Consider the following 4,295-nt stretch of genomic DNA (forward strand, 5'->3'; position numbering starts at 1 on the left):
CGGACTGGTCGCGCTGGCCGAGGGGGAACTGCCGGCAGCCCGTACCCGGTTCGCCGAGGCGCGGGAGGCGGCGCGCCGGGCCGGGCGGCCGCGGACCGAGCTGCTCTGCGTCAGCCGGTCGGCGGCGCTGGAGGCGGCCCGGGGCGCGTTGCGGGCGGCCGAGGAACTCGCCGGAGAGGCGCTGGCGATGCCGGCCTGCCAGGGCTGGTCGGCGCGGGCGGACTGCGGCTACGCGTACCTGGCGCTGGCGCTCGTGGCCTGGCACCGGGACCGGCCCGCGGAGGCCGTGGCCCACCTGGCGCTGGCCGGTCCGGCCACCGCGGAGCCGGGGGGAGCGGCGCTGGCCGCGCTCTGCCGGGCCGGGCTGCTGGCCGACGGCGACGACCCGGCGGGCGCGCTGCGCACACTCGCCGGCGCGCGGGCGGTCGCGCCCGGCGCGGAACTGGGCGGGTGGCTGGCCGCCGAGGAGGCGCAGGTACGCGCGGCGGCCGGTGACGCCGACGGCGCCCGGGCGCTGCTCGACGCCACTGGTGACGGGCCGGCGCCGGCGCTGGCGTCCGCCCGGTTGCTGCTGCGCGCCGGTGACGCCCGCGCGGCCGAGCGGACGCTGCCCGACTGGGCCGGGCCCGACGCGGCGGACTGGCCGCTGCCGGTGCGGCTGGGCGCCGGGCTGCTCCACGCGTGACTGGCCGGGGGGACCGGGGACGCCCGGCGGGCCGGGCGGGCGCTGGAGGAGGTGCTGGCGCTCGCCGAGCCGGACGGCTACCGGCGCGTCTTCACCCGCACCGACCCGGGGGTACGGGACCTGCTGGCCGCGCACCTGGACTCCGGAACCGCGTACTGGGCCACGGTGAGCGAACTGGTCCGGGGCGCGGACGCGCAGCCGGTCACCGGGCCGGCGGACGGCCCGGCGCGCGGGCTGGACGAGCCGCTCACCGAGCGGGAGCTGACCATCCTGCGGTACCTGCAGAGCATCCTGTCCAACGTGGAGATCGCCGCCGAGCTGTCGCTGTCGGTGAACACCGTCAAGACGCACGTGCGCAACATCTACCGCAAGCTCGACGCGACCCGCCGGCGGGACGCCGTCCGGCGGGCGCGCGAGCTGCGGTTGATCTGACTCAGGCGTCGGCCGCGGCGTCCACCACTGTCAGCAGTTCGGCCAGGTCGTAGCCGCCGTCGTGGCGGAGGCCGTTGACGAACAGCGTCGGGGTGCCGTTGACGCCGCTGCGGATGCCGCCGACGAAGTCCTGCCGCACCCGGTCGGCGTACTCCTGGCGGCCGACCTCCGCGGCGATCTCGTCCGGCGACAGTCCGATCTGCTCGACGCCGAGCGACAGGTGCACCGGGTCGAGCTGGTCCTGGTGCTGGAAGAGCCAGTCGTACATCTCCCAGAACCGGCCCCGGGCGGCGGCCGCCTCGGCGGTCTCCGCCGCGCTCTCCGCGTACGGGTGGATGTTGGCGATCGGGAAGTGCCGGTACGCCAGCCGCACCACGTCGGCCCGCTGGCGCAGCACCTCGGTCAGGTTCGGGTACGCGGCGCCGCAGAACCGGCACTGGAAGTCGCCGTACTCGACGATCGTGACCGGCGCGTCCGCCGGCCCGCGGACGTGGTCGTGTTCGGTCACCGGGGTCCGCAGCCGCGCGGTGGTGACCTGAAGTGGCGTGGTCATCGGGCGCTCACCCGCCGATCCGCGTCCAGCCGCTCCAGCGCGTCGAGGATGCCGTCCACGCCCGGGTTCACCTCGGGCGGCGACAGGTGGCTCCAGGCCACCCGGCCGTCCGGGTCGATCACCACGAGCGCCCGGTCGGACTGCCCACGCGGCGCGTACGCGCCGTACCGGCGCGACACCTCGCCCTTGGGCTCGAAGTCGGCGAGCAGCGGGAACCGGATGCCCTGGCTCTCGGCGAACGCCCGGTGCGAGTCGACGCTGTCCACCGAGATGCCCAGCAGCACCGCGTCGTACCGCTCCAGTTCGGGCAGGGCCGCCTGGTAGAGGGCCATCTGCTCGCCGCAGACCGGTGACCAGTCGGCGGGATAGAAGGCCAGCACCACCGGACGGCCCCGGAACTGCCCGGGACCCACCTGCCGCCCGTCCGGCGCCGCCGGCAGCGTGAACCCGGGGGCGGCCCGCCCGGGTGTGATCAGCCCGTTCGGATCACTCATGCCTCCCACCATGGCGGGCGCCCGGGTGAGGCGGGCTCACCCGGGCGGGGTGGTTCGGCTCAGCGCACGACCAGGTGGTTGTGCACCTCCCGGATGCCGGGGGCGTTCCACACCACCCGCTCGATCTCCGCGCGCTCGCCGGGCGAGTGGACCTGCCCGCCGAGCACGACGGTGTCGCCGTGCACCCGAACGTCGACGCTCTCGGCCTCGGTGGCGGCGTTGCGCGCGAGCGCGTCCACGATCCGTTCGGCCAGGTCGTGGCCGTCGGCGCGGACCGCCGGGCGCACGGCGATCCCGTTGCTCACCCCGCGTACGCCGGTGAGCCGGGCGACCGACCGTTCGGCGGCCCGCCGCTGATACTCCCACTCGACGTCGCCGTGCAGCGTGACCCAGCCGTCGGAGACCGTCACCTGCAGCGTCTCGACCGGCACGAACGCGTCCCATTCCAGCGCCCGTACGGCCGCGACGGCGATCTCCGGGTCCTCCCGGCCGGCCGCGGTGGCGATCTGGACGGCGAGGTCGTTGGCGACCGCGCGGACCCGGGCGGCCCGGTGCGCGGCCCGCTCGGCAGCCCACTTCTTGGCGTAGCTGTCCACCCGGCCGGTCAGCGTCACCACGCCCTCGGTGACGGTTACGCCGATCTCGTCCGAGCCGACCCGGGGCTCCCAGGTCAGTTCGTCGAGCACCGCGGACTGGATGTCCCGGTCGGTGCGCGTGATCGTGTCGGTGGCCATCCGGCTCTCCCTCCGTCGATGGCGGCGCGGGCACGCGGTCCCGCACCCGCGATCCTGCGCGTGTCCCGGGTGACCGGCCCTCACCCGGTCCGGGTGGGGGAGAGCACCACGCGGCACGGTGGCCGCCCCCGGGAGTGCCGGGAGCGGCCACCGTGCCGGTCGGGTGGGGTTCAGCCGTCCAGGCCGGCCGGGGAGTTCGGGCGGTCCACGTCCACGAACTCGATCTCGTCCGCGGCGCGGTCGCGGCTGCCCGCGGCGCGCGCGGCGGTGCCGGCGGCCCAGCCGATCGCCGCGCCCGCGAGCGCCGCCGCGATCAGCAGCGTCCAGGGCAGGGCGGGCCGGCGTCCGGCCAGCGCGTCGAAGGCGAGCGTGGCACGCCGGCGCGCCTCCTCGGCGGCGGAGCCGACCAGGTCGGTGGCGTCGTCGGCGAAGCCGGAGGAGTTGCGGCGGGCGCTGCGGGTGGCGTCGCGCACGCTGTCACCGGCGGAGCCGGCCGCGGAGAGCAGGTGCTGCCACGCCTGGTCGGCGACCCGCTCGGCCTTGCCCCGGCGGTCCAGCAGGTTGGATCCGAACATCGTTCTACCTCCTCGGGTGCCGAAGGCCGGCGGCCACTTCGGACTCCGGTGTCCATCCGGCGCGTTCACTGTCTCGGGGCAGTGCCCCACCGGCGCACGCGGCAAACCCTCGCGGTGGTGCCCGGCTCGTGAGCAGCGAACGGGACGAACCACCCGAACGCGCCGGGACCGGTGCCGACGGGACGTGCGCGCGCCCGCTACCCTGGTCGGCGGATCGACGGGTCCGACCGGCCGTACGGCTGGCCGCGGCCCGCGTCGAAGGGGAAACTGGAACCCGGAGGTCCGGATTGGGAGCGCCCAGGTGTGCCCAGTTCGCGAATTGCTCATCCCGGGGGGTGGCGACCGGGCCGTTGGAGGAATACTCTCGGTCGCGGCCCGCGTACTGATGAGGCGCCCGTCAAGGGCGAGTGGAGGTGCTCGCGTGAGCCTGTCGATCGTGAAGTCGGTGCGGCCGGGTGGTGTCGTCCAGATCGCGCCCCGTGGGGAGATCGACGTCGACACCGCGTACGAGGTGCGGGAAGCGATCGCCGAGGTGCTCGCGAAGGGCCGTCCCTCGCGCATCGAGCTGAACATGCGGCTCGTCACGTTCATCGACTCGGTCGGCATCAGCGCCATGGTGGCCGGCTTCCAGACCTGCGAGGTCAGCGGCGTCAAGCTCGTGGTCACCGAGCCGAGCCGGTTCGTGCACCGGCAGCTCTGGGTGACCGGCCTGCTCGGCCTCTTCGGCGCTCCCGAGCCGTGGTTCGCCGACGACACCCCCGAGGTGCTGCCCGGCGCCTGAGCGCCGTTCGCACCCCCTGCGGCCAGGGGACCTTCTACCCG

The 4,295-nt window shown here is 75.5% G+C and carries 5 protein-coding genes and 1 pseudogene; 2 read left to right on the forward strand and 4 right to left on the reverse strand.

What is annotated here, in order from left to right:
* Positions 1-1,117, forward strand: a pseudogene (locus tag KBX39_RS24635) (LuxR C-terminal-related transcriptional regulator); the annotation flags it as partial.
* A gap of 1 nt (position 1,118) precedes the next feature.
* Here KBX39_RS24635 and KBX39_RS24640 read toward each other — a convergent pair.
* The 4 genes from KBX39_RS24640 to KBX39_RS24655 all read right to left on the reverse strand — a co-directional run bounded on the left by KBX39_RS24640 (position 1,119) and on the right by KBX39_RS24655 (position 3,473).
* Positions 1,119-1,670 carry a DsbA family protein gene (locus tag KBX39_RS24640; RefSeq protein ID WP_210872734.1) on the reverse strand — a complete coding sequence of 184 codons (552 nt, stop codon included), beginning with the start codon at positions 1,668-1,670 and terminating at the stop codon, positions 1,119-1,121.
* Positions 1,667-2,164, reverse strand: a complete 498-nt coding sequence (locus tag KBX39_RS24645) for a redoxin domain-containing protein (RefSeq protein ID WP_043329170.1) — start codon at positions 2,162-2,164, stop codon at positions 1,667-1,669. The genes KBX39_RS24640 and KBX39_RS24645 overlap by 4 nt, the downstream gene beginning before the upstream one ends.
* A gap of 59 nt (positions 2,165-2,223) precedes the next feature.
* Positions 2,224-2,898: a BON domain-containing protein gene (locus KBX39_RS24650; protein ID WP_210872737.1), complete on the reverse strand. Its 675-nt coding sequence runs from the start codon at positions 2,896-2,898 to the stop codon at positions 2,224-2,226.
* 170 nt (positions 2,899-3,068) lie between these two features.
* Positions 3,069-3,473: a hypothetical protein gene (locus KBX39_RS24655; protein WP_064448225.1), complete on the reverse strand. Its 405-nt coding sequence runs from the start codon at positions 3,471-3,473 to the stop codon at positions 3,069-3,071.
* A 421-nt stretch (positions 3,474-3,894) separates the two neighbouring features.
* Here KBX39_RS24655 and KBX39_RS24660 point away from each other — a divergent pair, with 421 nt between their 5' ends.
* Positions 3,895-4,254: an STAS domain-containing protein gene (locus tag KBX39_RS24660; protein WP_013287849.1), complete on the forward strand. Its 360-nt coding sequence runs from the start codon at positions 3,895-3,897 to the stop codon at positions 4,252-4,254.
* The last annotated feature ends 41 nt before the right edge of the window (positions 4,255-4,295 follow it).

This window comes from Micromonospora sp. D75, assembly GCF_018070405.1.
Taxonomy (GTDB): Bacteria; Actinomycetota; Actinomycetes; order Mycobacteriales; family Micromonosporaceae; genus Micromonospora; species Micromonospora chalcea.

Bases quoted from the DNA above. Each gene is read 5' to 3' on its own strand.
- KBX39_RS24640 (WP_210872734.1), bottom strand. From the start codon at position 1,670: ATGACCACGCCACTTCAGGTCACCACCGCGCGGCTGCGGACCCCGGTG.
- KBX39_RS24645 (WP_043329170.1), bottom strand. From the start codon at position 2,164: ATGAGTGATCCGAACGGGCTGATCACACCCGGGCGGGCCGCCCCCGGG.
- KBX39_RS24650 (WP_210872737.1), bottom strand. From the start codon at position 2,898: ATGGCCACCGACACGATCACGCGCACCGACCGGGACATCCAGTCCGCG.
- KBX39_RS24655 (WP_064448225.1), bottom strand. From the start codon at position 3,473: ATGTTCGGATCCAACCTGCTGGACCGCCGGGGCAAGGCCGAGCGGGTC.